Source organism: Agrobacterium sp. B1(2019) (assembly GCF_008274755.1).
Lineage (GTDB): Bacteria > Pseudomonadota > Alphaproteobacteria > Rhizobiales > Rhizobiaceae > Agrobacterium > Agrobacterium salinitolerans.
Window position 1 is genome coordinate 218,344 of the sequence record NZ_VTPB01000003.1, and the last position, 26,910, is coordinate 245,253.

At 59.8% G+C, this 26,910-nt stretch carries 24 protein-coding genes; 8 read left to right on the forward strand and 16 right to left on the reverse strand.

The window, feature by feature from the left end:
- Positions 1 to 44 precede the first annotated feature (44 nt).
- A complete protein-coding gene (locus AGR1_RS21300; protein ID WP_149148167.1) occupies positions 45 to 953 on the forward strand; it encodes a hydrogen peroxide-inducible genes activator in 909 nt (302 codons plus the stop codon).
- Between the two features lie 27 nt (positions 954 to 980).
- Here the strand turns inward: AGR1_RS21300 and AGR1_RS21305 are convergent, their stop codons facing one another.
- Entirely contained in the window at positions 981 to 1,523 is a 543-nt protein-coding gene (locus tag AGR1_RS21305; protein WP_077983440.1) for an NUDIX hydrolase, read from the reverse strand.
- A gap of 113 nt (positions 1,524 to 1,636) precedes the next feature.
- Between AGR1_RS21305 and AGR1_RS21310 the strand changes: the two genes are divergently transcribed.
- From AGR1_RS21310 to AGR1_RS21320, 3 genes are all read left to right on the forward strand, one after another.
- Complete coding sequence (locus AGR1_RS21310; RefSeq protein WP_149148168.1) at positions 1,637 to 2,281, forward strand: DUF47 domain-containing protein; 645 nt, start codon at positions 1,637 to 1,639, stop codon at positions 2,279 to 2,281.
- The gene (locus AGR1_RS21315; RefSeq protein ID WP_077983442.1) at positions 2,281 to 3,282 is read left to right on the forward strand and encodes an inorganic phosphate transporter; all 1,002 of its coding nucleotides are present in this window, start codon (positions 2,281 to 2,283) and stop codon (positions 3,280 to 3,282) included. The genes AGR1_RS21310 and AGR1_RS21315 overlap by 1 nt, the downstream gene beginning before the upstream one ends.
- A gap of 89 nt (positions 3,283 to 3,371) precedes the next feature.
- Entirely contained in the window at positions 3,372 to 4,163 is a 792-nt protein-coding gene (locus AGR1_RS21320; protein ID WP_149148169.1) for a Ku protein, read from the forward strand.
- 12 nt (positions 4,164 to 4,175) lie between these two features.
- On the opposite strand, the gene ligD is transcribed toward AGR1_RS21320, so the two are convergent.
- The 9 genes from ligD to AGR1_RS21370 form a co-directional block, all read right to left on the reverse strand.
- Complete coding sequence (ligD, locus tag AGR1_RS21325) at positions 4,176 to 6,668, reverse strand: DNA ligase D (protein ID WP_149148170.1); 2,493 nt, start codon at positions 6,666 to 6,668, stop codon at positions 4,176 to 4,178.
- A gap of 3 nt (positions 6,669 to 6,671) precedes the next feature.
- Complete coding sequence (locus AGR1_RS21330) at positions 6,672 to 7,505, reverse strand: Ku protein (protein WP_149148171.1); 834 nt, start codon at positions 7,503 to 7,505, stop codon at positions 6,672 to 6,674.
- On the reverse strand, positions 7,502 to 7,789 hold the full coding sequence (locus AGR1_RS21335; RefSeq protein ID WP_080796398.1) for a hypothetical protein: 288 nt from the start codon (positions 7,787 to 7,789) through the stop codon (positions 7,502 to 7,504). Before AGR1_RS21335 ends, AGR1_RS21330 begins: the two co-directional genes overlap by 4 nt.
- A gap of 43 nt (positions 7,790 to 7,832) precedes the next feature.
- A complete protein-coding gene (locus AGR1_RS21340; RefSeq protein WP_149148172.1) occupies positions 7,833 to 8,726 on the reverse strand; it encodes an SDR family oxidoreductase in 894 nt (297 codons plus the stop codon).
- A gap of 201 nt (positions 8,727 to 8,927) precedes the next feature.
- Positions 8,928 to 11,267, reverse strand: a complete 2,340-nt coding sequence (locus AGR1_RS21345) for an EAL domain-containing protein (RefSeq protein ID WP_149148173.1) — start codon at positions 11,265 to 11,267, stop codon at positions 8,928 to 8,930.
- 187 nt (positions 11,268 to 11,454) lie between these two features.
- Positions 11,455 to 12,558 (reverse strand): hypothetical protein, encoded by a 1,104-nt coding sequence (locus AGR1_RS21355; RefSeq protein ID WP_137411236.1) that lies wholly within the window; start codon positions 12,556 to 12,558, stop codon positions 11,455 to 11,457.
- Positions 12,559 to 12,835: 277 nt separating this feature from the next.
- On the reverse strand, positions 12,836 to 14,374 hold the full coding sequence (locus tag AGR1_RS21360; protein ID WP_244614254.1) for an ABC transporter substrate-binding protein: 1,539 nt from the start codon (positions 14,372 to 14,374) through the stop codon (positions 12,836 to 12,838).
- Positions 14,375 to 14,498: 124 nt separating this feature from the next.
- A complete protein-coding gene (locus AGR1_RS21365; protein WP_149148175.1) occupies positions 14,499 to 15,479 on the reverse strand; it encodes a mannonate dehydratase in 981 nt (326 codons plus the stop codon).
- Between the two features lie 67 nt (positions 15,480 to 15,546).
- Complete coding sequence (locus AGR1_RS21370) at positions 15,547 to 16,260, reverse strand: FadR/GntR family transcriptional regulator (RefSeq protein WP_149148176.1); 714 nt, start codon at positions 16,258 to 16,260, stop codon at positions 15,547 to 15,549.
- A 206-nt stretch (positions 16,261 to 16,466) separates the two neighbouring features.
- Between AGR1_RS21370 and AGR1_RS21375 the strand changes: the two genes are divergently transcribed.
- Genes AGR1_RS21375 through AGR1_RS21390 form a run of 4 tightly spaced genes read left to right on the forward strand, consistent with a single transcriptional unit; the run spans position 16,467 to position 19,957 of the window.
- Positions 16,467 to 17,495, forward strand: coding sequence for an ABC transporter permease (locus tag AGR1_RS21375; RefSeq protein ID WP_149148177.1), 1,029 nt, complete (start codon positions 16,467 to 16,469; stop codon positions 17,493 to 17,495).
- Positions 17,492 to 18,391, forward strand: coding sequence for an ABC transporter permease (locus AGR1_RS21380; RefSeq protein WP_149148178.1), 900 nt, complete (start codon positions 17,492 to 17,494; stop codon positions 18,389 to 18,391). The genes AGR1_RS21375 and AGR1_RS21380 overlap by 4 nt, the downstream gene beginning before the upstream one ends.
- Entirely contained in the window at positions 18,378 to 19,223 is an 846-nt protein-coding gene (locus AGR1_RS21385) for an ABC transporter ATP-binding protein (RefSeq protein WP_149148179.1), read from the forward strand. The genes AGR1_RS21380 and AGR1_RS21385 overlap by 14 nt, the downstream gene beginning before the upstream one ends.
- A complete protein-coding gene (locus tag AGR1_RS21390; protein ID WP_149148180.1) occupies positions 19,220 to 19,957 on the forward strand; it encodes an ABC transporter ATP-binding protein in 738 nt (245 codons plus the stop codon). Before AGR1_RS21385 ends, AGR1_RS21390 begins: the two co-directional genes overlap by 4 nt.
- A gap of 96 nt (positions 19,958 to 20,053) precedes the next feature.
- Here the strand turns inward: AGR1_RS21390 and ugpC are convergent, their stop codons facing one another.
- Genes ugpC through AGR1_RS21420 form a run of 6 tightly spaced genes read right to left on the reverse strand, consistent with a single transcriptional unit; the run spans position 20,054 to position 26,895 of the window.
- A complete protein-coding gene (gene ugpC / locus AGR1_RS21395) occupies positions 20,054 to 21,106 on the reverse strand; it encodes a sn-glycerol-3-phosphate ABC transporter ATP-binding protein UgpC (protein ID WP_149148181.1) in 1,053 nt (350 codons plus the stop codon).
- Between the two features lie 17 nt (positions 21,107 to 21,123).
- Positions 21,124 to 21,966, reverse strand: coding sequence for a carbohydrate ABC transporter permease (locus AGR1_RS21400; protein ID WP_092773728.1), 843 nt, complete (start codon positions 21,964 to 21,966; stop codon positions 21,124 to 21,126).
- Positions 21,956 to 22,888 (reverse strand): sugar ABC transporter permease, encoded by a 933-nt coding sequence (locus AGR1_RS21405; protein ID WP_149148182.1) that lies wholly within the window; start codon positions 22,886 to 22,888, stop codon positions 21,956 to 21,958. Before AGR1_RS21405 ends, AGR1_RS21400 begins: the two co-directional genes overlap by 11 nt.
- A gap of 10 nt (positions 22,889 to 22,898) precedes the next feature.
- On the reverse strand, positions 22,899 to 24,170 hold the full coding sequence (locus AGR1_RS21410) for a sugar ABC transporter substrate-binding protein (protein ID WP_149148183.1): 1,272 nt from the start codon (positions 24,168 to 24,170) through the stop codon (positions 22,899 to 22,901).
- Positions 24,171 to 24,218: 48 nt separating this feature from the next.
- Positions 24,219 to 25,820, reverse strand: a complete 1,602-nt coding sequence (locus AGR1_RS21415) for an FAD-dependent oxidoreductase (RefSeq protein ID WP_149148506.1) — start codon at positions 25,818 to 25,820, stop codon at positions 24,219 to 24,221.
- Between the two features lie 13 nt (positions 25,821 to 25,833).
- Positions 25,834 to 26,895: a LacI family DNA-binding transcriptional regulator gene (locus tag AGR1_RS21420; RefSeq protein WP_149148184.1), complete on the reverse strand. Its 1,062-nt coding sequence runs from the start codon at positions 26,893 to 26,895 to the stop codon at positions 25,834 to 25,836.
- Positions 26,896 to 26,910: the final 15 nt, after the last annotated feature.

Genomic DNA, 26,910 nt, shown 5'->3' on the forward strand with positions numbered 1-26,910 from the left:
TAATTTCCAATTGTATATTCTAAAGGCTGCGATATGCTGAGCTTATGATTGCGCTCTCCATGAAACATCTCCGTTATTTCGATGCGCTGGCCAAGATCGGCCATTTCGGCCGGGCGGCAGAGGCTTGCGCGATTTCCCAACCGGCGCTGTCGCTGCAGATCCGGGAGCTGGAAGAACTGATCGGCGCACCGCTCGTTGAACGGAGCAGCCGCCAGATCCGGCTGACGGCGCTTGGTGAGGAATTCGCCGAACGCACCCGCTCGATCTTGCGTTCGGTGGATGAGTTGCAGGATCTGGCGCGGGCGCGGCATGGGCCGCTCAGCGGGCGCCTGCGCATCGGCGTCATTCCCACCGTCGCACCCTATCTTTTACCACAGATTATCAAGACACTCACGCGGCATTATCCCGGACTGGAGGCCCGCCCGCGCGAGGCGGTGACGCAGAAACTCATCGACGACCTTCTGGAAGCCCGGCTGGACATGGCGATCGTCGCCCTGCCCGTCTCGGAGCCGGCACTGGAGGAAGTTCCACTGTTTTCGGAGGAATTCATCCTTGTGCGGCCGATGGAGGACGCGGGCATGCCGGTGCCGAGCGCCGACAAGCTGGGCGAAATGCGCCTGCTGTTACTGGAAGAAGGCCATTGTTTCCGCAACCAGGCGCTTTCCTTCTGCAGCACGACCAATGCGCCGCCGCGCGTGCTGATGGAAGGCTCCTCGCTCTCCACCCTTGTGCAGATGGTCGGTGCCGGCATCGGGGTCACGCTCATTCCGCAGATGGCGGTCGACATGGAGACACGGCAATCCACGGTCTCTGTGTTTCGGCTGGCGGAGCCTCGTCCTTCCCGCACCATCGGCATCGTGTGGCGCAAGAGCAATCCGCTCTCGGCGCAGTTTGCCCATATTGCGGAGATCGTCCGCGAATGCGGCCTCCGGAGGCTGGCGGCCGCCGCCTGAAGAAATCCGCCACCCTTGTAGCTGGGCCTAGAGCTTTACGCCGCTCTGACGCTTCTTTTTGCCCTTCGGGCGAAAATCGACCAACAGCGATTTCAGCTCGATATCGCGAACGCGCCTTGCCGCCTCGTCCGGGCGCACCCATTCCAGCAGGCGTTCACCGCGTTCCTTGAAACTGGTTTCCGCCTCAGTCACCTCTATCTGGAACACATCGACCATGCAGGGAACGACATCGCCATTGTCGAGCATCTTGAGATAGGTGTAGCGGCCGACGGCATTCTTTTTCACCCGGCCGCGCACGCCCGCCTCCTCCCACGCCTCGATTGCCGCCGCCTCGTGCGGCTTCTTTCGTTTCATCGGCCAGCCGCGCGGAATGATCCAGCGCCCGCTGGTACGGGAGGTGACAAGGAGGATTTCGACCTCCTCGCCATTGCCGGCATAACGGAAGCAGAGCGCGGCATATTGCTGCCGGAAAGCGCCAGTGAAGAGCTTTTCCGGAACCGCAGCAAGCTGCTGTAGCAATGTCAGCGCACGAGCCGGGCGGGTTTTCCGGCTTTTCTTGGTGGGTTTCATATCCGTTGATAGTGCTGATTTTCCGGGTTGCATCAATGCCCCACGTACATTTATGACAGTTTTATGACAATCACCCCCCACAACTAATATAGCGCCATTGAGGGCCAATTCGCATGATGAGTATTTTTCGCAAGCTGATGCCGCGCGAGGACCGTTTCTTCGAGATGTTCAGCAAACATTCCGAAACCGTTATCAAAGCGGCCGAGGCCCTTGACCAACTTTTGAGCGGCATCGACGTCGAGAAGAACTGCGACCTCATCGTCGCTCTGGAACACCAGGCGGATGACATCACCCGCGATGTGCTGCTTGCGGTCAGACGCAGCTTCATCACGCCATTCGATCGTGGCGACATCAAGGATCTCATCCAGTCGATGGATGACGCCATCGACATGATGCACAAGACGGTCAAGACCATCCGTCTTTTCGAGCAAACGGAATTCGATCCGCTGATGAAGGAAATGGGTCATGAGATCGTGCGCGCAGCCGGCCTCATCGCAGAAGCCATTCCGCTTCTCAACAAGGTCGGCACGAATGCGCATCGCCTGTCGTCCATCGCCGAAGAGGTGACCCGCGTTGAAGGCCGCTCCGACGAACTTCACGATCTGGGTCTCAAGGACCTCTTCCGCCGCCACGGCGCAAGCGGCAATGCCATGGCCTATATAATCGGCAGCGAGATATACGGCGAACTCGAAAAGGTCGTCGACCGCTTCGAGGATGTGGCCAACGAGATCAGCGGCATCGTGATCGAGAACGTCTGATGGATGTCGCACTTGCCTTGCCGCTGCTTGTCGGCCTCATCGCCATTGCGCTGTTCTTCGATTTCCTGAACGGCCTGCACGACGCCGCCAATTCCATCGCCACCATCGTTTCCACGCGCGTACTGCGCCCGCAATATGCGGTAGCCTGGGCGGCCTTCTTCAACTTTATCGCCTTCCTGTTTTTTGGCCTGCATGTGGCCGAAACGCTCGGCACCGGCATCATCGACCCGGCCATCGTGTCGCCGCAGGTGATCTTCGCGGCGCTGATCGGCGCCATCGTCTGGAACATCGTCACCTGGATTTTCGGCATTCCCTCCAGCTCGTCGCACGCCCTGATCGGCGGGCTCGTCGGTGCGGGATTTGCCAAGGTGGGGTTCAATTCCATCGTCTGGTCGGGCCTGCTGAAGACTGTGGGCGCCATTTTTATGTCGCCTGCCATCGGCTTCTTCCTCGCGCTGCTTCTGGTGCTGACTGTCTCCTGGCTGTTCGTGCGGCAGACGCCCTTTGCCGTGGATCGCACCTTCCGCGTCATGCAGTTCATCTCCGCCTCGCTTTATTCGCTGGGACACGGCGGCAACGACGCGCAGAAGACCATGGGCATCATTGCCGTGCTGCTCTTCAGCCAGGGCCATCTCGGCGAAAGCTTCTACGTGCCCTTCTGGGTGGTGATTTCCTGCCAGTCGGCCATGGCGCTTGGTACGCTGTTCGGCGGCTGGCGCATCGTTCATACGATGGGATCGAAAATCACCCGGCTGAACCCGATGCAGGGTTTCTGCGCCGAAACCGGCGGCGCGCTGACGCTGTTCGGTGCGACATGGCTCGGCATTCCGGTCTCCACCACCCACACGATCACCGGCGCCATCGTCGGCGTCGGCGCGGCCCGCCGTGTCTCGGCGGTGCGCTGGGGCCTTGCCGGCAATATCGTCATCGCCTGGATCGTGACCATGCCGGCGGCTGCGCTGATCTCCGCTGCGGTTTACGGGCTGACCTCGCTGTTCTGATAGCTGCATTACTGCCGCTACGGGCCGCTTCTCCCGGAACAAACGCCGCCCTTGGCTGTTGTTCCGGGAGATCAACGTGGATCGCGGACATGGCACGGCAGGTTTTTTGGAAGGGTTATTTGAAGCTGTCGCTGGTGACGGCTTCCGTCTCGCTGACGCCCGCAACGACCGAAAGCAACAAATACAGTTTCCATATCCTCAATCGCAAAACCGGCAATCGGGTCGAAAGCCGGTATGTCGACAGCGTCACCCATAGGCCGGTCGCCGGGAAAAACCAGGTGAAGGGTTTTCCACGCTCCGAGGACGATTACGTTCTGCTGGAGGATGACGAAATCGATGCGGTGGCGCTGGAAAGCACCCGCACCATCGATATCAAGACCTTCGTGCCGAAGGGGTCTATCGACTGGATCTGGTACGACCGTCCGCATTTCCTGCGCCCGGAAGACAAGATCGGCACCGAAGCCTTCAGCGTCATCCGCGAAGCCATGAAGGTGAACGATGTTTTCGGCATTGCGCGTCTGGTGATCTATCGCCGCGAGAGGGCTGTGCTCCTCGAACCTTCAGGCAAGGGCATCATTCTCTGGACGCTGCATTACGGTGAGGAAGTGCGCGAGAGCATCGACGCCTTGGAGCCGAAGATGAAAATCGACCGGCCGCTGCTGGACGCCATGGAAAAACGCATCGGCAAACAGGTGACGGGTTGGAAGCCGGCTTTGGTGCAGGACCCCATTCAGAAAAAGATCAAATCCCTGCTTAAGTCCAAGGGCGAGGAGGTCTCCTCCTCGAAAAAGAAAACCGGCACGAAGGCACGCAGCGGCGGCAATGTCATCAACATCATGGATGCCCTTAAGAAAAGCCTTGCTTCCGACAAGAGAAGCTGAGGCTCGATGCCTTCAGCGGGCCTTTTTCGGAAGCGGCTCGGCAGCAGTAAAAAAGCCGTCCCACGGGTCTTTCTTCAAAGCGGAAAGGCGTGCGCCGATATTGCTGACGGTGAAATGGGCCGGGCCGATCTCAGCCGTCAGCTCCGACCATTCGAGCGGCGCTGAAATGGCCGCCCCCGGCCGGGCGCGCGTCGAATAGGCCGCAACCGCCGTATTGCCCCGGCCATTGCGCAGATAATCGATGAAGATGCGGCCCTGCCGTTTCGCCTTGGTGGCGACGGAGAGATATTTCTCCGGTTCGGCCTTCGACATATCCGCCGCCATCGCTTTCGCGAAGGCCTTGACCGGGCCCCAGCCCGCCTGCGGCTTCAACGGTGCGACGACATGCAACCCTTTGCCGCCCGACGTCTTGACGAAAGCGGCAAGACCCGCCTCTTCGAAACGTCGCTTCAGTTCGTGCGCCGCCTCGATCACCGCGTCCCAGGCCACATCCTCGCCAGGGTCGATATCCATGGTGATCATATCAGGCTTTTCCCAGTTGGCGGTGCTTGCCCCCCAGGGGTGGATTTCAAGCGCAGCGGACTGCACGAGCGCCATCAGGCCATCGAAATCGGTGATGCGGATCAGCGGTTCGCCGCCCCTGTCCTTGGGATCTTTGATCTGCTCGATTGCCTTGTTGATGCCGCGCCAGGCGTGTTTCTGGAAAAAACGCTGGCCCTCTATGCCCTCCGGACAACGCAGCAGCGCAAGCGGCCGGTTGACCACGAAGGGCGCCATGTGCCGCCAGACCTGCGCATAATAGTCGGCCAGTCCCTCCTTCGTCACGCCATCGTCCGGCCAGTAGAGCCGGTCGGGGTGAGTGAACTTGATCTTCGACTGCGGCGCATTGCTATCCGACACGGCCTTCTCCTCGCGTTCGATCTCCCCAGCCGGCTTGTCTTCCCGTAGACCCCGGAAGGAGGCGTGACGAAGATTGCCATCTCCCGACCATGCGCGGAACTCCACTTCCGCCACCAGTTCGGGCTCCACGAAATGAAGATCGCGGCGGGCAAGCGCGGTGAGCTTGTCACCGAAGGGGCTGTCCTTGCGTTCCAGCGGCTTCAGACGAGAAAATATCATCTCCGCCACGTCGCCCGTGTAACCCGTCCCGACACGGCCGACATGACGCAGCTTGCCTTTTTCATAGACACCGAGTGCCAGCGAACCGATGGCTTGGTCCGATGTCAAGGAGACGGTATAACCGCCGATGACGAATTCCTGTCGCATCGAGCATTTGGATTTTACCCAATCGCCCTTGCGGCCCGAAACATATTTGCTGTTCCTGACCTTGGAAATGACGCCTTCGAGGCTCAGCCGGCAGGCATGGTCGAGGACAAGCGCGCCACTTTCTTCGAAATGCTGACTGTAGCGGAGATGGGGATCGCCTGCCGGCAACAGCTTTTCCAGCAGCGCCTTTCGCTCGCTCAATGCCGCAGCGCGCAGATCGCTGCCATCGAGATAAAGAAGGTCGAAGGCATAGAATAGGAAGCGGTCGCTGTGCCCTTCGCTTAGATCCTTCTGCAAGGCGGAGAAATCGGAGGCGCCGTTATCGCCTTCAACGACGATTTCGCCATCGATCAACGCCGTTTCTGCCGGTAGCGCCGTCAGCGCGGATGCTACGGCATCACCGAATTTTTCCGTCCAGTCGAGCCCGCTGCGGGTCAGCAGCTGTAGCTTGCCCTGATCGACACGCGCCTGCAGACGGTAACCGTCGAATTTGATTTCATGCAGCCAGCGATCTCCGCTCGGCGGTTTAGGCTTCAGGGTGGCGAGTGCCGGCGGCACGAAAGATGGCATAGCCAGTTTGCGTGCACCTTTGGGCAGCACATGCGCCTGTTTCTTGCCCGACGTCGAAGCGGCGGCCTTTTTCGATACCGGCTTGGAATTCCAGGTATCCTTCGGTTTGGCTGCGACTTCCTCGACACTGCGCCCGGTTTTTACGGATTCCGGCCGTTCTTCGAGAATATCCGCGCCACCCTTATGCCTCGCCTCCTCGTCATCGCCCTTGATCAGCAGCCAGTTCTCCCGGTTTTCTCCGGGCTTTCCGTGCATGCGCACCAGATGCCAGCGGCCTTTCAGCTTCTCGCCCTCCAGTTCGAACTCCAGATGGCCTTTGCGATAACCCGTCCGAGCGTCCCCGACCGGCTGCCAGATACCGCGATCCCAGACGATCACCGTGCCGCCGCCATATTGTCCTTTCGGGATGACTCCCTCGAAATCGCCATAGCTGAGCGGGTGGTCTTCCACATGTACGGCAAGGCGCTTGTCCTCGGGATTAAGGCTTGGGCCACGCGTCACCGCCCAGCTTTTCAGCACGCCGTCCATTTCCAGCCGAAAATCATAATGCAGTCGGCGGGCATCGTGCTTCTGGATAACGAAGCTCGACCCTTGCTTTTCGGCCTTCGTGCCTTTGGGCTCCGGTGTCTTGTCGAAACTGCGCTTGGCGTTGTAGGTCTGCAATCCCATGGATCAGCTCGCTTTCCGCGGCGCCTTGCGGCCTGTTGCCGTTGCTCTTTTCTTGCTGTCCTTTTCGGCCCCGGCGCTGCGACGCAGGGCCTCCTTGAGATCGATGATATTGTCTTCCTTGCGTGGCGGCTGTTTCTCGATTTCCCGGCCCTCGATCTTGGCTTTCACAAGTTCTGCCAGCGCATCGTTGTAACGGTCGCTATAGTCGGCGGGATCGAAGGTACCTGCGCGCTTTTCGATGATGTGCCCGGCGAGCTCGAGCATTTCTTCATCGAACTCGATGTCAGGGATCGACTTGAAGACGGATGTCTGCGAACGGACCTCGTAGCTGAAATTCAGCGTCGTCGCGACGAGAGCCTTACCGCACGGACGGATTAGCAGGACACGGTTGCGGCGGAAAAGCACCGCTTCGCCGAGAGCTGCGACGTTCTCGTCGTCCATGGCTTTCGCCAGAAGCGTCAACGCCTCTTCGCCACCCTCACCGCTTGGCGCGAGATAATAAGACTTGTCGAAATAAAGCTTGTCGATCTCGTCACAGGGCAGAAAGTGACTGATGCGGATAACCTTATCGCTTTCCGGCATCAGCTTTGCGATCTCGTCTCCCTCAATGACGATATGGTCGCCATTGTCGAGTTCGTACCCCTTGACCTGATCTTCGCGAAGAACCGCCTCGCCGGTATCGCTATCGACATATTGCCGCTCGACGCGGTGGCCGGTCTTGCGGTTGACGATATTAAAGGAGATTTTCTCCGCCGAGGTCAGTGCGGAATAAAGACCGACTTCGCAGTTGAAATCGGCAAAGGTCAGCTTGCCTCTCCAGCTCGCTCTCCGTTTCATGTCCGTCGTCCCTCGTCATCGCTGTGGGAGGACGTTTCTCCGCGTCGGCCGCTGGCCAGAATGCGCTCGACGGCGGGCACGTCCGCCTCCGCCAGAACCGGTACCGGGTCTGACGCCATGGCTTCAAGCATCTCCGGCGACAGCCCGCCATTGCGGATGACCCATTCCATCGCCTCGCGGGTTTGCCGCTCGGCTTTCAACTGCGCATAAAGCGCCAGTATCAGCCGGTCGCGGACATCCAAGCTCTTCAAATTCCTTTCTGAAGGGTCTGCCTGCCGTTTCATCTGGAAATCCTCATAGGCTCGTCCGGCATTGGCGGGCATCGCCTCAGGCAATGCCCCTGCCGCCAGTCACACCATAAACCTCGCCATTGATGAAGCTCGCATCCTGCGACGCCAGCAGCACATAAACGGGCGCCAGTTCCACCGGTTGTCCCGGACGGCCGAAATCGCTGTCCTTGCCGAAATTCTTCACCTTCTCGTCCGGCTGGCCGCCGCTTGGCTGAAGCACCGTCCAGAACGGGCCGGGAGCAACGGAATTGGCGCGCACACCTTTTTCGATAAGCTGTTTGGCCAGCGCTTTTGTGTAGGCGACGATACCGGCTTTGGTGGTGGCGTAATCCAGCAGGATTGCGGAGGGCTCATATGCCTGGATCGAGGCGGTCGTGATCACCGACGACCCCGGCTTGAGATAGGGAACAGCGGCCTGGGAAATCCAATGAAGCGCATAAAGATTGGTCTTCATGGTGCGGTCGAAGTCGGCTGTCGACAATTCCTCTATGTCGTCGCGATACTGCTGTCTTGCGGCATTGATGACCAGAATATCCAGCCCGTTGAGATCGCCTGCTGCTTTCTCAACCAGTTCACGGCACCACGCCTCATCGGTAATATCGCCGGGCAGCGCGACGGCTGTTCGACCTTCCGCCTCAATGAGCGCCACAACTTCCTCGGCGTCGGGTTCTTCTTCCGGCAGGTAGGAGATCGCCACATCCGCGCCCTCCCGCGCAAAGGCGATAGCGACCGCGCGGCCGATGCCTGAATCGCCACCGGTGATCAGCGCCTTGCGCCCTGCAAGCCTGCCGGCGCCGCGATAGGTCTTCTCACCATGGTCCGGGAAAGGCGTCATATTTGTCACCAAACCCGGCATCTCCTGCGTCGGGGTCGAAAAGGGCGGGCGCGGATACTGGCTGCGTGGATCCTGAGGCTCGAGGCGGTCTGTCATCGCGATCTCTCCCATCGATAGAAGTTTATCAGGGACGCGTTCATGACAGGGGTCAAACAACTCCTGTCGGGTTGCTCGCGGATACCGCTCAGGCAGCCGCAGCATGGACGCGCCATACGCAACCCTAACGATCTGCCCTCGCTCTCGTTCCAAAGAATATGGGAAGGCGTGGTGACGACGTCCTCGCCGTCACCGTTTCTATCAAACAGGATGTTTCTTCCGCGTGTTGGGTCTGACGACCTGCGCGGGAGCGACATCCGGTTTGCCGAAGAGATAACCCTGCGCCTGCGCGCAGCCCTCATCCACCACCATGCGGTATTGCGCATCCGTTTCAATCCCCTCTGCTGTCACCGGCAGATCGAGGCTGCGGCCAAGCCCGATTACCGCGCGCACGATGGCGCGGGCATTGTCATCGTCGCTCATGGCGGCGATGAAGCTTCGGTCGATCTTGATCTTGTCGAAGGGGAAGCTCTGCAGGTTGCTGAGCGAGGAGTAACCGGTGCCGAAATCATCCATGACGATGGCAACGCCGAGCGCCTTTAACTGGTTGAGGATAATCAGCGTCGCCTTACGATCCTTCAGAAGTGCTGCCTCGGTGATTTCCAGCTCCAGCCGGTTCGGCGAAAGCCCGGTCTGCATCAGGGCGGTGCAGACGACATGGCCGAGATTGGCCAACGAGAATTGCAACGGCGAGACATTCACCGCGACCTTCAGATGCGGCGCCCAACCGGCCGCCTGGCGGCAGGCCTCGCGCAGCACCCATTCGCCGAGCGAGATGATGATGCCGCTCTCCTCGGCAATCGGAATGAAGACATCCGGCGGCACTACGCCGCGCGTCGGGTGCTGCCAGCGCACCAGCGCCTCGTAACCGACCACCTGGCCGCATTCGACCGAAAGGACCGGCTGATAATTCAGCAGCAACTCGTTGCGATTAATAGCGAGGCGCAAATCCGTCTCGAGCTGGCGGCGTTCGCGCGCTTCCTGGTCCATCAGGGGGTCATAGAAGGCCAATATGCCGCGCCCGCCCATCTTGGCGCGGTAAAGCGCTAGATCGGCGGCATGCATGATGCTTTCGTGATCCTTCCCGTCCCGCGGAAAGACGGCGATGCCGATGCTGACGCCAACGGAAGTCGGATCGTTGGCGACATTCATCTTCAGCGCGAACATGCCAAGGATCGTCTCTGCCAGCAAACGGGCCTCTTCCGCCCTGGTTTGCCGTGCGGTCAGAATGACAAATTCATCGCCGCCGAGGCGAGCGACCACATCGCCTGCCCTTGCACATTCATCGAGAATAGCGGCGACCTTTTTCAAAACACGGTCCCCTTCGGCATGGCCGAATATGTCGTTGACCGCCTTGAAGCGGTCGAGATCGAGCGCCAGAAGCGCGAATTGGTCCTCCTCGTCGCAGAGCTCGATCTGCTGGTGAAGACGGGTCTGGAACATGGTGCGGTTGGAAAGGCCTGTCAGGACGTCGTGGCGGGCGAGATATTCGATCTCCCGCTGCGCTTCGCGCTTTTCCGTCAGGTCGCGAATGGCCATCACCTCGCAAGGATGGCCGCGAAATTCGATCGTGCGCACACTAAGCTCGAATATTTGCGCCTGGCCGGCGCGCTCGCGAACCGCCTCCACAGGTGCGTGGCGCGGCAGATAGGCGGGCTGTCCGTCGATGGCCTTGAAAAGATCGTCGGGATTTTGTCCGAGCAGCGACGCTTCCTCCCGGCCCAGAAGGCCGGCAAAGCGGGTGTTAAGCTCCACGATCCGCCCATCGCGCACGACGGCGAGACCATCGAGCGTCGCATCCACAAGACCCTTGAGATCGACAAGGTAACGATCCACAAGAGCAGCAGCGGCAGTGGTGGACAGGATCAGGAAGGTGACGCCGGAAATGGCGCAGATCATGATCAGCCGGGCGACATTGTCGGGATCAGGCCCGGATACGGATGGATCCGGCGAAAGCACCGTGGCCGACATGGCCGTGAAATGTAGTGCGCAGATCGCGAAGATCGCCGATCCGGCCGGCGCGGCGATGCGCTGCCAGGAGCCGAGGCGACGGAAAAGGAAAAACGCCAGAAGAAACGACACCCAGGCGACCGCAAAACCACCCACCACCGCGCTCCACCGGTAGCTGATCGTGGCGGCGACATCCATTCCGGCCATTCCGACGAAATGCATGACGGCGACCGACAAGGTGATGAGCGTGCCGACGATCACCGGGCTGTGCGCGGCCTGCGAGCGTGTAATGAGCGCAAACCAGAAACCGAAAACGGCCAGAACCGCAGAAAGAGCCGTGAAGGCGAAATCATAACCGATCGGGACCGCACCCTTGTAGGCCAGCATGGCGACGAAATGCGTCGCCCAGACGCTCAGTCCCCCGGCAATGGCCGCAACCAGCACCCAGTAGGGTTTACGGCCAGCCGGACTTTCTTCCGCGCGCAACAAAAGATGAAAAAAAGCAAACATGCCAAGAAGGCAGATAACAGCCGCGAGAAGCACGACCGCGTGGTCGTGCTGTATGGCAACGCATTCCAGAACCGTGAACATGACGCACTCTCCCAGCCTCTGAAGAACCGCTCAGGATGGCACTATGGGAATGGTTTATTTATAAATCTCTAATGCAACCATTGATAATTGTTTCAATATTTTTTCGCGCACGAAAAAGAAAGCGGGCCGGCGCGCCAGGCTGTCACGCTTATGGCAAACCGACCCGGGAAAATCATCGACCGAAACTTTATTTCCAGCTTCGGTAATCTGCCGCGGCACATCCGAAAGGCGCCGCGCCATCGGCGAAACGCTCCTGCAACCGGGCGCAACCCCATTCGTTAAGCGCCGCCGGCAGCATGTTGTTGATGTCCATTCCGGGCGAGTTGAACTGCGAGGGAGCGCTTGTGACATACCACAGCCAGTAACCGAACACCGCGACGACGATGACGGCGACGATCGCAGCGAAAATACCCAGTCTGCGCAGCAGGCCCGGTCCCTTCTTCATCGCCGCGGCCTGGGCCGTTGCAGCCTCCTGCGCCTCACTGGCGAGCATCGGGGCAATTGATGCAAGGGCTTCCGCCCTTTCCTGCTCGGTCAGGTCGATCCGCTCCAGCCGGTCGTCGAGCAGAACCGGCAAGGCGCTGTCGCCATGCAGGACCGCCAGCGCCACATCCTGTTTTCCGGTGTGACCAATGACAACGGGAATGCGGCCCCGCTCCAGATGCGCAAAAGATTGCCGCTTGGTTTTATCGTCCCTCACCGTATCGGCATAGGTGACGAAGAGACGGCTGCGTTTTTCGGCAACCGCCGTCAGCGCCACCGGAATGACGGACAAAGGCTCAGGCTTGCGCAGTTGCAGACGAACCCGCAGGATCCGCAGAAGCGTGAACAGCATCGCGAGACTGCCGAAACCGAGAAGAACAACGAACACGCCGAGCGTGATGATGCGGTTCCAGAGCATGTCGAGGCCCAGCGAAATCGTTGCGAGTTCCGGGTTCTTCGCGGAGATGACCAGTCCGGTTTCATAATCGCCGGAATGGAAATCGACGAACATGACCTCGACATCTTTCTTGTAGCTTACGCCCGCATGGTCATAGGAAAGATCGGCCTTGCAGGTCGTGAAGATCGCCTTGCGCGTCTTGCAGCTGCCGCTGATATCGCCGTTTTCAATCTCCAGCGGATCTTTGCTGATCTGATAGTCGCGCAATATGCCCGGGCCTTCGGCGACAAGCATGACGACCGTGATGGCCAGAAGCACCGGAATGGAAAAATAATAGGCTGCAGGAGCCGAAATGACGCCGCGTTTGAGGCTCAGCGGCCGCGACGGAAGTTTTATCTGTGCAAGGTTCATTGTCGTCAACGCATTCTTCGGGAGGTGGGTGAGCGGAGTTCGCGACTCTCGCCCGACGGAAGGAACAGTTGCGGGACGGTCTAAACCGATGAAGTCCTTGAGAAAACCCCCTGAAATTGTGGGATGAGGGCGGCAATCGCCTATTGCCGCTTTGCTTTGTGAACGCAAAGCGCCGGATGAACCTTGCGGCGGAAGCCTTCCGGGGCATGGGCCCAAAACCTCATAAAAACGGGCGGTAAAACCGCCCGTCACTTGTTGCAAAGGCTGTCGTTTGTCCTCAGTCCTTCGTTACGTTTTCAAGCCGCGTCGTCTGGCTCGGATGCCCCACATAATCCTTCACACGCGCATTCAGCACGATCGGCTCGAACCTCTCAAACATCGGCAGCACTGCCGGTTTCTGGGCGACGAACATCTCCTGCATCTGCGTGTAGATTTCCCCGCGCTTCTTGGCATCGGGTTCCAGCGACGCCTTTGCCGTGAGCGCCGTCAGTTCCGGAATGTCCCAGGCCGAGCGCCAGACAAAATTACCGGCATTGTTGGCGGCCAGCGAATTATCGGGGTTGGACGAAAACTGCTCCATCGAACCCAGCACATTCGGCATATAGGCGCCGGTCTGCGGAATGAGCAGATCGAAATCCCGCGCGCGGTGGGCGGCAATAACCTCCGAACCATTTCCCTGCTGGATGTTGACCTTGATGCCGATCTGGCTGAGCGAGGCCTGGATGGCGGTGGCGAGATCGATGCGCGGCGTCTGCGCAATTGTTTTCAGAGTGAGCGTGAAGCCGTTCTCATAACCGGCCTCCTTGAGGAGAGCCTTCGCCTTCTCCACATCGAGCTTCCAGTCAGGGCTCGCAATGGCGTATTCGAAGTTTTGCGGCACCGGCACCGTGCGCGCCTTGCCATAAGGACCCATGATGGTCTTTTCCATGCCCTTGTAGTCAATGCCATAGGCAATCGCTTCGCGGACCTTTGGGTTGGACAAAGGCTCCTTGCCGGCATTCATGGACAGGACGTAAAAGCCGCCCGTCGGCACACGCTGGATCTGGAAACCCTCCTTGTTGTTGAAGGTTGCAAGGTCTGCAGCCGTCAGCGCACTGGCGATGTCAATATCGCCGCGCTCCAGCATCAGGCGCTCAACCTGGCTTTCCGGCACATGCCGCACGATGACTCGGCGCATTTTCGGGCTACCGGCCACGTAGTTCTTGTTGGCCTCGAGAATGATGATCTCATTGGGCGACCAGCGATTGAGCGTAAAGGGACCGGAACCGGCGGAATTGGTTCTCAGCCATCCATTGCCCCAGTCGCCATTGCTTTCATGCGACTTGAGTTCCTTGCTGTCGACGACGCTGGCGATGACCATGGCCAGACGATAGAGGAGCAGTTCGGAGGTCGTCTCGCCGGAAAGATCGAGGCGAACCGTCTTTTCATCGGGTGCGCTGACCAGCTTGTCGATATTATCGGCGTTATAACCCACGCGCTTCAGATTGGCGGCCGCGGCCTGGTTCATTTTCAGCAGGCGAGTGAGCGAATAGACGACGTCGGCCGAGGTTACGGGATTGCCCGAAGCGAAATTGGCCTCGCGCAGATGAAAGGTGATGCCCTTGTCATCCGTCTCCCAGCGCTCGGCAAGCTGGGGGGAAACCTTGCCCGAACCATCGACCGAAATCAGGCGGTCATAGAGATTGGCCATGATTTCATTGGCCTTTGCCTCCGTCGCCTGGTGCGGATCAAGAGACAGGACCTGCGCCAGCGACGTTCCAATGACCAGCTGGTCGTTGGGGGTTTTGGCCGCGACGGGCGATCCCTGCACGAGCATTGCGCCCAGAACGGTGGTGAATGCGAGACGGATTAGTGTTTTTTTCATACCTGCTCCTCCTACAGATCGGTAATTCATGTTCAGGAAAAAGCCGCGACGCCGGGTGCGCCGCGAGCCGGAATGGTCAAAGATGTTTGTTATCAAGCGCTTCGATCAGGGCAGCGATGTAGCCGTAACAGAAGGCGAAAGCCACGCCGACGGGATCGCGCCCGGCAATCGTCGGTACGTGGTCCGGCATGATCATGTAGCGATAACCGAGTTCATGATAGAGTTTCAGCGACCGCACCATGTCCATGTCGCCCTCATCGGGGAAGGTCTCCATAAAAGAGAGCTTGCCGCCGCTGATGTTGCGGAAATGGACGTTGAAAATCTTGTCGCGACTACCGAACCAGCGAACGATGTCGTCGATCTCCTCGCGCGGATTATCGAGCATCTCGCCGATCGACCCCTGGCAGAAATTCAGGCCATGATAGGGGCTCTCGCGCATTCGCACGAATTTCTTCAGCCCCTCGACCGTGCCGAGAACGCGGGTCACCCCCTTGTAACCCGGCGGGGTATAAGGATCGTGCGGATGGCAGGCGAGACGCACCTTGTTGCTTTCAGCCACCGGCACCACGCGCTCGAGGAAATAGTCGATGCGTTCCCAGTTTTCGTCCTCTGAAAGTACGCCGGCAAGGCCCGGCGCCGCATCATGGTCCGCCTTGTCCCAACGCCAGGCTTCATTGAGCGAACCGCCACGTCCGCGCTCCATTTCCGTGCGTGGAATGCCGATGAGGTTGAGATTGTATTTCGCGGCAGGGATTCCTGCCCTGGCGATATTTTCGATCATCGTGCAGACGGCATCGATCTGCCGGTCGCGATCCGGCCCGGCAAGCAGGATATCGGGATAGGACGCCTCTTCAATGGGCCGCGAAGGCAGGGGCAATTGCACCATGTCGAGAACGAGGCCAAAGCTTTCGACCTTGTCACGGTGGCGCTCGAAGTCCTCGAAAGTCCAGCTCGCGGGCTTTCCGGGCGGATCCGCGTTGATATTTTTGACGCCAAGCTGCGCCCAAACCTTGAAATCCTCATCATCGCGCGCAGCAACCTGGGTGCCGACATACATCGATTCTCTCCTCTCTCCATGCGAGTCATCATATGACATCGCATGAAATAAGATGAGTGTCGAGATGCTATTGCGCTTCTGACAGCAACCTGTATCGACGCTGACTGGCAAGCATATGTTCGCGCATGGCTTTTCGCGCCGCATCCGGATCCTGTTCGACGATGGCGCGCAGGATTGCCTCGTGCTCGGCCTGCACTTTGCGAAGATAATTCGCATCACCAGTTTCCGGCAGCGTCGGGAATTGCCCACGCGGTATCGAGCGCGAGCCGAACTGACGCAGAGCCTCCAGATAAAAGCGGTTGTTGGTGGCGATCGCGATGGCCGTATGGAACTCATAATCGGCATCGACGGTGGTTTCACCCGCATCGATGGCGCGGGCCATTTTCCGGTGCGCCGCAGAGATTGCGGCCTCCTGCTGGGCGGTGCGGCGATAGGCGGCGATTGCCGCCGCCTCCCCTTCGGTCGCAAGCCTGAACTCCAGCATTTCCAGCGTTTCCGCGATGGTGCCGACTTCGGTTTGCGTCAGCTTCACGCCGGCCCACTCACTGGCGTTGCTGACAAAAACCCCCTTGCCCTGGATGGGAACGACATAGCCGGCAGAACGCAAATCCGCGATCGCCTCGCGAACCACTGTGCGGCTCACGCCATAGCAGCGCTCAAGCTCCGGTTCGGTGGGAAGCTGATCCCCATTTTTCAGTTTTCCACTGCGAATTTCTGCGCTGAGATTATCGATGATCTGTTGCGCCCGCCTCTCCCGCGGCCTCGCCTTGTCGCCCATCATGCCACTCTTCCCTCTTGCAGAATACGAATCCCTTCGTTACTCATATGATGACATGACCGCACATCATATGTTTTCATGTTAACTCAGGGAGGAGTTGGGATGAAGTACCATCGAGAGTTTTTGCAAAGGAGAATTGCGCGTCTGCGGCGAGCAGCGTGCAACACCCTGGCCGCTGACGGCTTTCTTACGGGGAAGTGCGACCAGCAATGACGGAGATCTCACTGCGCGGGCTTGGACATCGTTTCCTGCAACTGATCGTCAGCCTCTTAATCCTGCTGTGCATCACCTTTATCATCGGCCGGGTCATGCCGACCGATCCGGTTGGTGCCATCGTCGGTGAACTTGCCGACCCCAAGGCCTACGAGGCCATGCGGGCGCGGCTGGGGCTCGACCTACCGCTTTACCAGCAATTTTTCATCTACCTGCGCGGACTGCTGCATGGAGATTTCGGCATTGCTATCCTCACCGGCAACCCCGTTACCCGCGATCTGGCGCAGGCCTTTCCCGCCACCTTCGAACTTGCCACGCTGGCGATCATCATCTCGACGGTCATCGGCGTCCCACTCGGTCTTGCCGCCGCGCTCTTCCGCGACACCTTCATCGACAAGTTCGCGCGGGTTTTTGCGCTTGTGGGGCATTCGATACCGGTCTTCTGGTTCGGCATCGTCGGGCTGGTGATCTTTTACGCGAACCTCAACCTTGTCGCCGGGCCCGGCCGGGTCGACGTCTTCTACGAAGGCATTGTCGAGCCGAAGACGGGGTTGATGCTCGTCGACAGCCTGCTTGCGGGCGAGACGGAAATCTTCTGGAACGCGCTTGGGCATATCATCCTGCCGGCCATCATCCTCGCCTATATGGCCATGGCCTACATCACCCGCATGACGAGGGCATTCACCCTTGAACAGCTCAGCCAGGACTATGTCATCGCAGCACGAGCGAAGGGCGTCAGCCCGGCACGCACCATAACCCGGCATGTACTGCCCAACATCGCCGTGCAGCTCATCACCGTTCTGGCTATCTCCTACGGCAACCTGCTGGAAGGCGCGGTGGTGACCGAGATCGTTTTTTCCTGGCCCGGCATCGGCCAGTACATGACGAATGCGCTGCTCATCGGCGATATGAATGCGATCCTCGCCGCCACAATCGTCATCGGCTTCATATTCATGTTGCTCAACTTCCTTGCCGATCTGGCCTACACCACGCTTGATCCCCGTACACGGGAGGCTGCACGATGACTGATATCGCGCATAACAATACCGTTGATCGCCCCGGCGCCCTGTCGCGCCTCTCGACCACCACCATGCTGACGCTTCGTAAGCTCGCAGACGAACCGCTTGGCATGTTCGGCTTCGCCATTCTGGCCATTCTGGTCGTAGTCGCCATTTTCGCGCCACTCATTGCACCCTATGATCCTGCGCGCCAGGCGCTCGAAAACGCGCTCCAGCCTCCCAGCTGGGTGCATCTGGCCGGAACCGACGAATTCGGCCGCGACATTTTCAGCCGACTCGTCTACGGCACCCGCATCACCATCCAGACGGTGCTGTCGGTCTCGGTCATCGTCGGTCCGATCGGCCTTGCCATCGGCGTCATGGCCGGCTTCTTCGGCGGGCGCACCGACGCGATCCTGATGCGTGCCACGGATATTGTGCTGTCCTTCCCGTCCCTCGTACTGGCACTTGCTTTTGCGGCCGCCATGGGCGCCGGTCTCGGCACGGCAATCATTGCGATCTCGCTCACCGCATGGCCGCCGATTGCGCGTCTTGCCCGCGCGGAAGCGCTTGTGGTGCGCAATACCGACTATGTCGCCGCCGCCCGTCTCTATGGGGCCTCGCCGATGCGCATCCTGTTTTTGTACATTGCGCCGATGTGCATTCCCTCGGTCATCGTTCGCCTGACATTGAATATGGCGGGCATCATCCTGACCGCCGCTTCACTCGGCTTCCTTGGCCTGGGAGCCCAGCCGCCGCTTCCGGAATGGGGCGCGATGATCTCCAGCGGCCGCAAATTCATGCTCGACTACTGGTGGGTCGCCGTCATGCCCGGCATCGCCATCCTGCTGACGAGCCTTGCCTTCAACATCGCCGGCGATACGCTGCGCGACCTTCTGGATCCGCGTCATGCCCGTTCCTGATAGCTCCCCCATCCTTTCGGTCCGCGACCTCAATGTCCGTTTTGGCCGCAACACCATTCCTGCCGTGTCCAACGTCAATTTCAATGTCGGGCGAGAAAGGGTCGGTATCGTCGGTGAATCCGGCTCCGGCAAATCCACCACCGGCCGGGCCGCCATGCGGCTTTTGCCGAAAAGCGCAACGGTGACGGCAGAGAGAATGGATTTTCTCGGCGAACCGCTGCTTTCAAAATCCGAGCGGCAAATGGGCGCGATCCGCGGCAGCGAGATGGCGCTGATCATGCAGGACCCGCGTTATTCGCTCAACCCAGTGCTGCCCATCGGCAAACAGGTGGCGGAAGCCGCCGAACTGCATCTGGCGCTGACCGGAAAGGCGGCGAGAGATGCGGCCCGTGACATGTTGCTGCGTGTGCGCATCAACGATCCTGATCGTGTCATGGCGCTTTATCCGCACCAGATATCGGGCGGCATGGGCCAGCGTGTGATGATCGCCATGATGCTGCTCGCCAAGCCGAAACTCGTCATTGCCGATGAGCCGACCTCGGCCCTCGATGTCAGTGTGCGCAAGGATGTGCTCTTGCTGCTGGACGAGATGGTGCGCGAGAATAATTCCGGACTTATCCTTATCAGCCATGACATCCGCATGGTCGCGGCCTTCTGCGAGCGCGTGCTGGTCATGTATGGCGGGCGCGTGGTCGAAACGCTGACGAAGCTGGAAGATGCGCAACATCCCTATACGCGGGGCCTGATCGCGGCCATGCCCGATCCCCGCAATCCGGTGCGGCGTCTCAAGGTGCTGGATCGTCAGGCAATCGATGCGGAGGTGATGGGATGATCACGGTAGACAAGCTCGACGTCGTCTACGGCGTAAAGGAAAAGAGCAATCACGTCGTGCGCGGCGTCAGCCTCACGGTCAACAAGGGGGAAACCCTTGGCATCGTCGGCGAAAGCGGCTGCGGCAAGTCCACCTTGTTGCGCTCGCTGGCTGGGCTGGAGGCCGGCTGGACCGGTTCCATCAGCTTTAATGGCAAACCGGTCGGCAAGACCCGCAGTCGCGACGAACTGAAACTGGCCCAGATGGTGTTTCAGGATCCTTATGGTTCGCTGCACCCGCGCCACCGCATCGGCCGGGCTCTCGCCGAACCGGTCCGCGCCATGGGCCTTGGCGACGGCTGGTCGAAGGTTCCGGCCGCCCTGCAGCAGGTGGGCCTGCCCGCACATTTCGCCGAGCGTTTCCCGCATGAACTTTCCGGCGGCCAGCGCCAGCGCGTGGCGATCGCCCGCGCGCTGATCCTAGAACCGCCGATCCTGCTGCTCGACGAGCCGACATCCGCGCTCGACGTCTCCATTCAAGCGGAAATCCTGAACCTGCTTGCCGACCAGCGCGAAGAACGCGACCTGACCTTTATTCTCGTCAGCCACGACCTCGCGGTGATCGCCCATATGTGCGACCGCGTTCTGGTGATGCAGAACGGCGTGTTTGTCGATGAGTTGACCAAGGCCGACCTTGAAGCGGGTATTACCCATGCCGCCTATTCAGGCGAGCTGTTCGAAAGCAGCTTTCTTTGAAATGACCGGTCGCGATGACGGCAACGCCCGAAGCGCGGTCGGGCTTTCCCGGACATGCCCGGCGTCTGCGGCTCCTAACCGCCGCAGATGCCAAAGTCAGTTCAGACGATTGCCGTTCTCATCCGAGAACAGATGAATTCCGTCCAGAGCCGGTGAAATTCTTATCTTCTCGCCGACCGCCTGTCCTATACGTTCGCGAAAGACGCCGAGCACCCGTGAACCACCGAGTGTCATGGTGACCTGCGTTTCAGATCCCAGTGGTTCGACGAGCAGGATCTCAGCGGACACGCCGGAAGGGTCAAGCGCGAAGTGCTCCGGGCGGATGCCATAAGTGGCCGCTCTTCCCACAAGAGCTGCGGCAGCGGCCGGCAGCGGCAGGACCACACCGCCGGTTTCAAAACCGGCTTGCGATATCACGCCAGGCAGGAAATTCATGGAGGGTGAACCGATGAAGCCGGCAACGAACTGGTTTGCCGGACGGTCGTAAAGTTCAAGCGGCGTGCCGACCTGCTCGACCCGGCCGCCATTCAGGACCACGACCCTGTCCGCCATCGTCATCGCTTCCACCTGGTCATGCGTCACGTAGATCGTGGTGGTCTTCAGCTTCTGGTGCAGCGCCTTGATCTCGCCGCGCATGACGACGCGCAGTTTCGCATCGAGATTGGACAGGGGTTCGTCGAACAGGAACACCTGCGGATTGCGAACGATAGCCCGGCCCATGGCAACACGCTGGCGCTGGCCGCCGGAAAGCTGGCGTGGATAACGGTCGAGTAAGGCGGTAAGGCCAAGGATTTCGGCAGCCCAATTCACCTTCTCGGCAATTTCCTGCTTGTTCGAACCCCGATGCTCCAGCGAAAAACCCATATTGCTGGCGACCGTCATATGCGGATAAAGAGCGTATGACTGGAACACCATGGCGATATCGCGGTCCTTCGGGTCGAGATCGTTGACGATCCGCTCTCCGATCCTGAGTTCACCGCCGGTGATGGTTTCAAGGCCGGCAACCATCCGCAGCAGGGTCGACTTGCCGCAGCCGGAGGGGCCGACAAGAACGACGAATTCGCCATCCTCGATGTCGAGATCGACGCCGTGAATGGTTTTCACCGCGCCATAGCTTTTGCGGATGTCGGACAGAGTTACGTTAGCCATCGATTAAATCCGGTTCTTCAGCCCTTGAGGCCGGTATGGGCGAGGCCTTCGACGAACTGCTTCTGGGCAATCACGAAGACGATGAGCACGGGCAGCGCCGTCAGCGTCGCTGCGGCAAGCTGGATATTCCACATCGGTCCGCCATAGGCGTCGGTATATTGGGTCAGCGCCTGCGGCAGCGTGAACATCTCTGCGCTGGAGAGAAAGACGATGGGCTCCAGGAACAGGTTCCAGGAGTGCAGGAAGGTGAAGATCGCGACCGAGGCCAGCGCTGGTTTTGCCAGCGGCAGCGCGATCTTGCGGAATATCTTGAAGCGCCCGAGACCATCGACACGCGCCGCCTCTTCGAGCTCGGCGGGCAGCGTCACGAAGAACTGCCGCATGACGAAAGTGGCAAAAACACTGGGCGCACCGAAGATCGGCACAAGAATGAGCGGCCAATGCGTGTTGACCATGCCCGCCTTCAGAAACATCTGAAACAGCGGCACGATTGTCACCTCCGACGGGATGAGCAGGCCAAGCAGCACGATCATGAAGATGGCGTTGGCGCCCGGAAACCGGATCCGCGCAAAAGCATATCCCGCCATGGAGGAAATAATCATGGTTCCCACTGTCACCACAGCGGCAATATAGGCGGAATTCCAATATTGCCGCACGAAAGGCTGCAGCTCGAAGACCTTCGAATAGGTCGTCCAGTCATAGCTCTGCGGGATGAGCTGAGGCGGGAAGGCGAAGATGTCGCTGATGGGCTTGATGGACGAGGTCACCATCCACCAGGTCGGAAAGACGAACGGGATCAACAACACACATAGCAACCCGTAAAGTGCCACCTGCATACGGGGGGAAAGGTCAGCTTTCATAAAAGACGATCCTCTTGCGCATCTGCCATTGGGCGAAGGTCAATACCGCGACGATCAGGAACAGCAGGATGGAAAGCGTGGAGCCATAACCGAAGAAATGGAACTGAAAGGCCTGCTGGTAGAGGTAATAGACCAGCACCGTGGTCGAGAGACCCGGACCGCCCTGGGTCAGGACAGCGATCTGGGCAAAGACCTGCAGCGAGCCGACGATGGTGATGATCGAGGTCAACAGGATTGTCGGGCTGATCAGCGGCAGCGTAATGCGACGAAATTGCTTGAAGGCCGGCGCACCATCGATGCGGGCCGCCTCATAGAGTTCCTTCGGCACGCCCTGAAGGGCCGCCAGAAACAGGATCATGTTAAGCCCGACATTCTTGAAGACCTGCACGACGATGACGGAAATCATCGCGGTCGTTTCCTCACGCAGCCAGTTGGGACCTTCTATGCCGACCATCAGCAACATGCCGTTGATGCCGCCGTTCTTCTGCAGCAGGAAACCCCAAACGATCGTCCAGGCAACCAGCGATACGACGACCGGCGAGAAAAACAGCGTTCTGAAGATGGCGATACCGGCCAGTTTCTGGTTCAGCAATACGGCCAGAAGCAGCGCCAGCGAGAGGTTGAACACGACGAGCCCGGCCGAAAAAATCGCCGTCGCGCCAAGGACGTCGCGAAGATTGCTGTCCTCGACCAACATCCGGTAGTTCTGGGCGCCCGTATAGGTGAAGGTGTTGGCCAGCACATTCCATTCATGCAGCGAATACCAGAACACCAGCCCGAGCGGGATCAGCACGAAAATGATGATGCCGATCAGTTGCGGGGCGGTGAACAGGAAGCCTGCAAGGCTGTCGCGCCGCGCGATTGTCCAGAACGCCGACACCGGGCGATCTGGACGACGGGTAACTTCCTGCGCGACAGCCATCTTTTTCTCCTCAGCGCTTCAAGAGCGGCCCGATCTGGCCGCAGATTTTTTGAAGCGCACCGGCGACGTCGGCCTGCGGCCGCCAGACGGCGTCGAGGTTTGAACGCACCATCTGCTGGATCTGGGCAAAACCGGTATGGCCGGGCATGACCTTACCGGTCGCGATGCCCGATATGACGACCTTTTCAATCTGCTCCTCGCTGAGCAGTGGATTGGTCTTTTTCAGCACCTGCGCATTCAGCAAAGACTTGCGCGCCGAAGGGAAGAACTGGCTGAGCTTGGCGGAATTTTCCGGATTGGTCATGTAAGCCACGAACTCCGCCGCGGTCTGCGCATTCTTGCCCGATTGCATGACGCCGATGCCCGCCTGGCCGATCAGCGCATACTCGCCGGCAGGGCCCTTCGGAAGAGGCACGAGATCCCAACCGAACGGCTTGTCCTTCGGCAGAAGCGAGGCGCGGCTGATCTGTGTAATCGTCATTGCCGCGTTGCCTGCAAAGAAATCGACCGTCTCGCCGGGCCCAGGAATGGCCTTCTTGTCGAAGATGGCGTCGTGGATGAACGAAATGGCATCCGCCATCGGCTTTTCCGCCATGGTGCAGGTTGCGCCGTCAGCGCTCCAGGGGGAAGCACCCCAACCATTCAAGATCGAGGTGAGATATTGCCAGCTCTGGTAATTGAAATCGCGGACGACAAGCCCGCCCTTGCCGGTCTTGGCAACGGCAGAAGCCGTGGCGATGGCGTTTTCCCAGGTCCATTCGCCGGCAGCGATCATGTCGGCAGGGGTTTTGGCGCCGGCGGATTTGATGAGATCATTGTTGACGAAGACGGCAAAGGGTGACGTCGAGAACGGATAGGCGTAAAGCGTACCGTCCTGCGACCAGCGTTCCATGGCCCCGGCGCTGACTTCCTCAAGATTATAGCCTGGCGCGGCCTTCAGCGTGTCGGTGAGCGGGTAGAGCGCGCCGGACTTGACGAAGTCATAGGCCGACGTCTCGAAAATCCAGGCCATGTCAGGCGGGTTGCCGCCCGCGATCTGGGTGGTGAGTGCTGTCGTGTAGGTATTGAAAGGCAGGGACTCATAGGTCACGCTGACATTTGGATGATCCTTTTTGAAACCCGCTGCGATCTCGTTGAAGAGCTTCAGATGCGCCTCATTGGCGCTCCAGATCGTCATGCGCAGATTGACTGCATCCTGCGCCGTGGCAGCACCGCCAAGCGTAAACGAGCCGATAAGCGCAAGCGCACAGGCCGTGGATTTCAGTTTAAAATGATTGTTCATTCCCGGTCCTCCTCCAAGATGGGTTCGATCAGACGGCAAACCGCCGTCCTAGTATGCTGCGATATCCGGCCAGCGAATCTCGATGCCCTCGCGGGTCAGTTGCGCCTGGAAGGCGTGCAGGTGCTTGTCGTCTTCCTGCACCTGGTGCGGCGTGAGGCCATTCTCCAGGCAATGCGCCGCGAGCATTCCCGCCACTTCGCCAATGTTCCATTCGACCGGATGCAGGCGGTAGCAACCGTTGGTGATATGCGTCGTGCCGATGTTCTTGCCGGCCGGGATGAGGTTTTTCACCCGCTCAGGGATCAGCGCGCCGAGCGGGATCTCAAAGGGGCAGGACGGCACGTCGATATAATTGTCGCCGCCGGTCGATGGATGCAGATCGATGCGATACATGCCGATGCCGATGCTGTCGCGATAGCGGACAGCGCCTCTTTCACCGCGAACCGTGTAGGACAGGTCCTGCTCGACAATGCGCGTTACCGGCTTGATGCGGCGGCTTTCGCGAATATAGGGCGCCATGGCGAGCCCATGGTCGGTACCGGTGATATCGCCGCGCAGCCGCAGCCCGCGGAACCCCTGCCCGCCATCGAAACGTGGCGCTTCCGTCTGCAGCCAGTAGAAGACCGAATAGGAAAGGTCCGCCGCCGCCTTCAGATGCCGCGCTTTTTCTTCCTCGGTCACGTCGATGATCGTGCTGTCCATGTAATCGATCATCGGCCAGTTCACGAGGCAGATATCGGACTGGTAGAAGCCGGGCGCAAAGTTTTTGCGCGCCGCGATACGCCGGAAAATCCACAGGTTCTCATCGCCGCCGCCTTTGCGCTGGTCGGCATCGACAAGCAGCGGATCGTCATCGGGATTGGGCGTGAAGGAGCGGGTGGTGTGCTCCAGCGTGCGTGGGTTTGGCGCGGTGAAACCAAGGAGCGGCCCGCCCCAGAAATGCGGCTGGTAAGAGCGCCAGTAATCGTAATTTTCGGGCTTGTCGATTGTCTGGTCGCCATCGACATGGTCAATGGCAAAGCAGATCGAGACAGCCTGCACATTATCGGGCTGGGCTTCAGCCGGCGCGCTGGGTTCGCCTGTATCTGACTGCGCCTCAAATCCCTTGGCATATTCCGTGCCCGTCATCGGCAGCAGATCGCCGAGTTCGGTGGCGTCGAGAACGTATTCGGCGGAAATGGAGATTTCAGCACCACTGTCACGATGGCGAACAGTCACCGAGCGAACCCTGTCGCCGTCCACGTCAGCCGCGACGGGACGCCAGGGTTTGAGGACCGTCAGGCGACCTGCGCCAATATAGGGCATCAGCATGCTTTCCATGACCGCGAGGCTGACGCGCGGCTCGGCGCAGATGCGGCTCACCCATCCGCCGCCCGGATTGAGATCGCCCCATGCCCGCGCGCCTTCCGTCAGCGGATAGTGGTCGCGATAAAATTGCCGCACACCGTTGCGCAGCGCCCGGTAGGACCGGGTGATGCCGAACTGTTCGACCCATGTATGCTCGTCCGAGGGAACAGCCTGACTGGTCAATTGGCCGCCGATCCAGTCATATTCCTCGGTCATGATCACGCGTTTTCCGGCCTTTGCAGCCGCCAGTGCCGCCGCCACGCCGCCAAGGCCGCCACCGACCACGAGAATATCTGCTTTCATGTCTTTCACGACGTCACATCCGTTTTGTTGACTGAGAACTTGTTTGCCGGGCCGGTCGGGCCGGCCCCAGCGTTTCTCCCTTGACCGGTTCACATTTGAGAAGGATCTGCCCTCCGGCGCTGCCGGTCTCAATGCGGTTGACCAGCATGGCGGTCGCCTGCCGCCCCATTTCCTCGCGGGGAATTTCATAGGAGGTGAAGCGCACCGGGCTGCGGGCGGCCCTGATATGGCTGCCGAGTACGATCATTGAAAAAGCGTCCGGCACCACGAGCCCCCTCGCCCGCGCCAGCGCCTCGACACGCACGGCATCGGCCAATTCTATGAAGAAGGCCACTGTGGCCCCGCTCTCAAGGATCGCATCGAGTATTTTCTCAGCCGAGCGGTTGACCGCCTTGATATGCAGGGCAAGCGTGGCCGCGTCTCCGAGCGCCGCGCTGAAACCCCGCCAGCGATCCGCAATCGATTCTGCCGGACCATTCGGGCCGATATAGGCAAGCTTGGTGTGCCCCAGCGCAATGGCGTCTTCGACAAGCTGACGCGTGCCCGCGGCATAGTCACCGCCCACATAAGGAACCGGTCCGCCGGCATCTTCACGCCGGCCGATCGCGACGAAGGGATAGTCTTCCGAAACCAGCCGGGCGAGTTCCTTGCGATCGAACTCGCGACCGAGAACCAGACAGCCGTCCGCAATCCGAAGCCTGTTGCCCTCCGAAAATATCTTGCGGTTCTCGCCGACGCCGGCGCTCGTCAGCAGCAGAAGATCGTAAGCCTGCTGCTGCGCCTCTTCTTCGATACCGAGCAGAAACGGCGTGAAAAAGTCAGCCTGCGCGCTTGGGAATGCCGGTTCATAGGTAAACACGCCGAGGATGCGGTTCAGCCCCTTGGCCATGCGCCGCGCAATCGGATCGGCGACATAACCTGTCTGGCGAATGACGGCCTGCACCCTTTCCCGGGTCTCCTCCGGGATGCGGGCGATCGCTGCCGGCGCGCCGTTCAAAACAAGCGACACGGTTGCCTGGCTGACGCCGGCGAGCTTGGCGATATCGTTTTGGGTGAGACGTCTGTGAGTAGTCAACCGATGCCCTCCCCG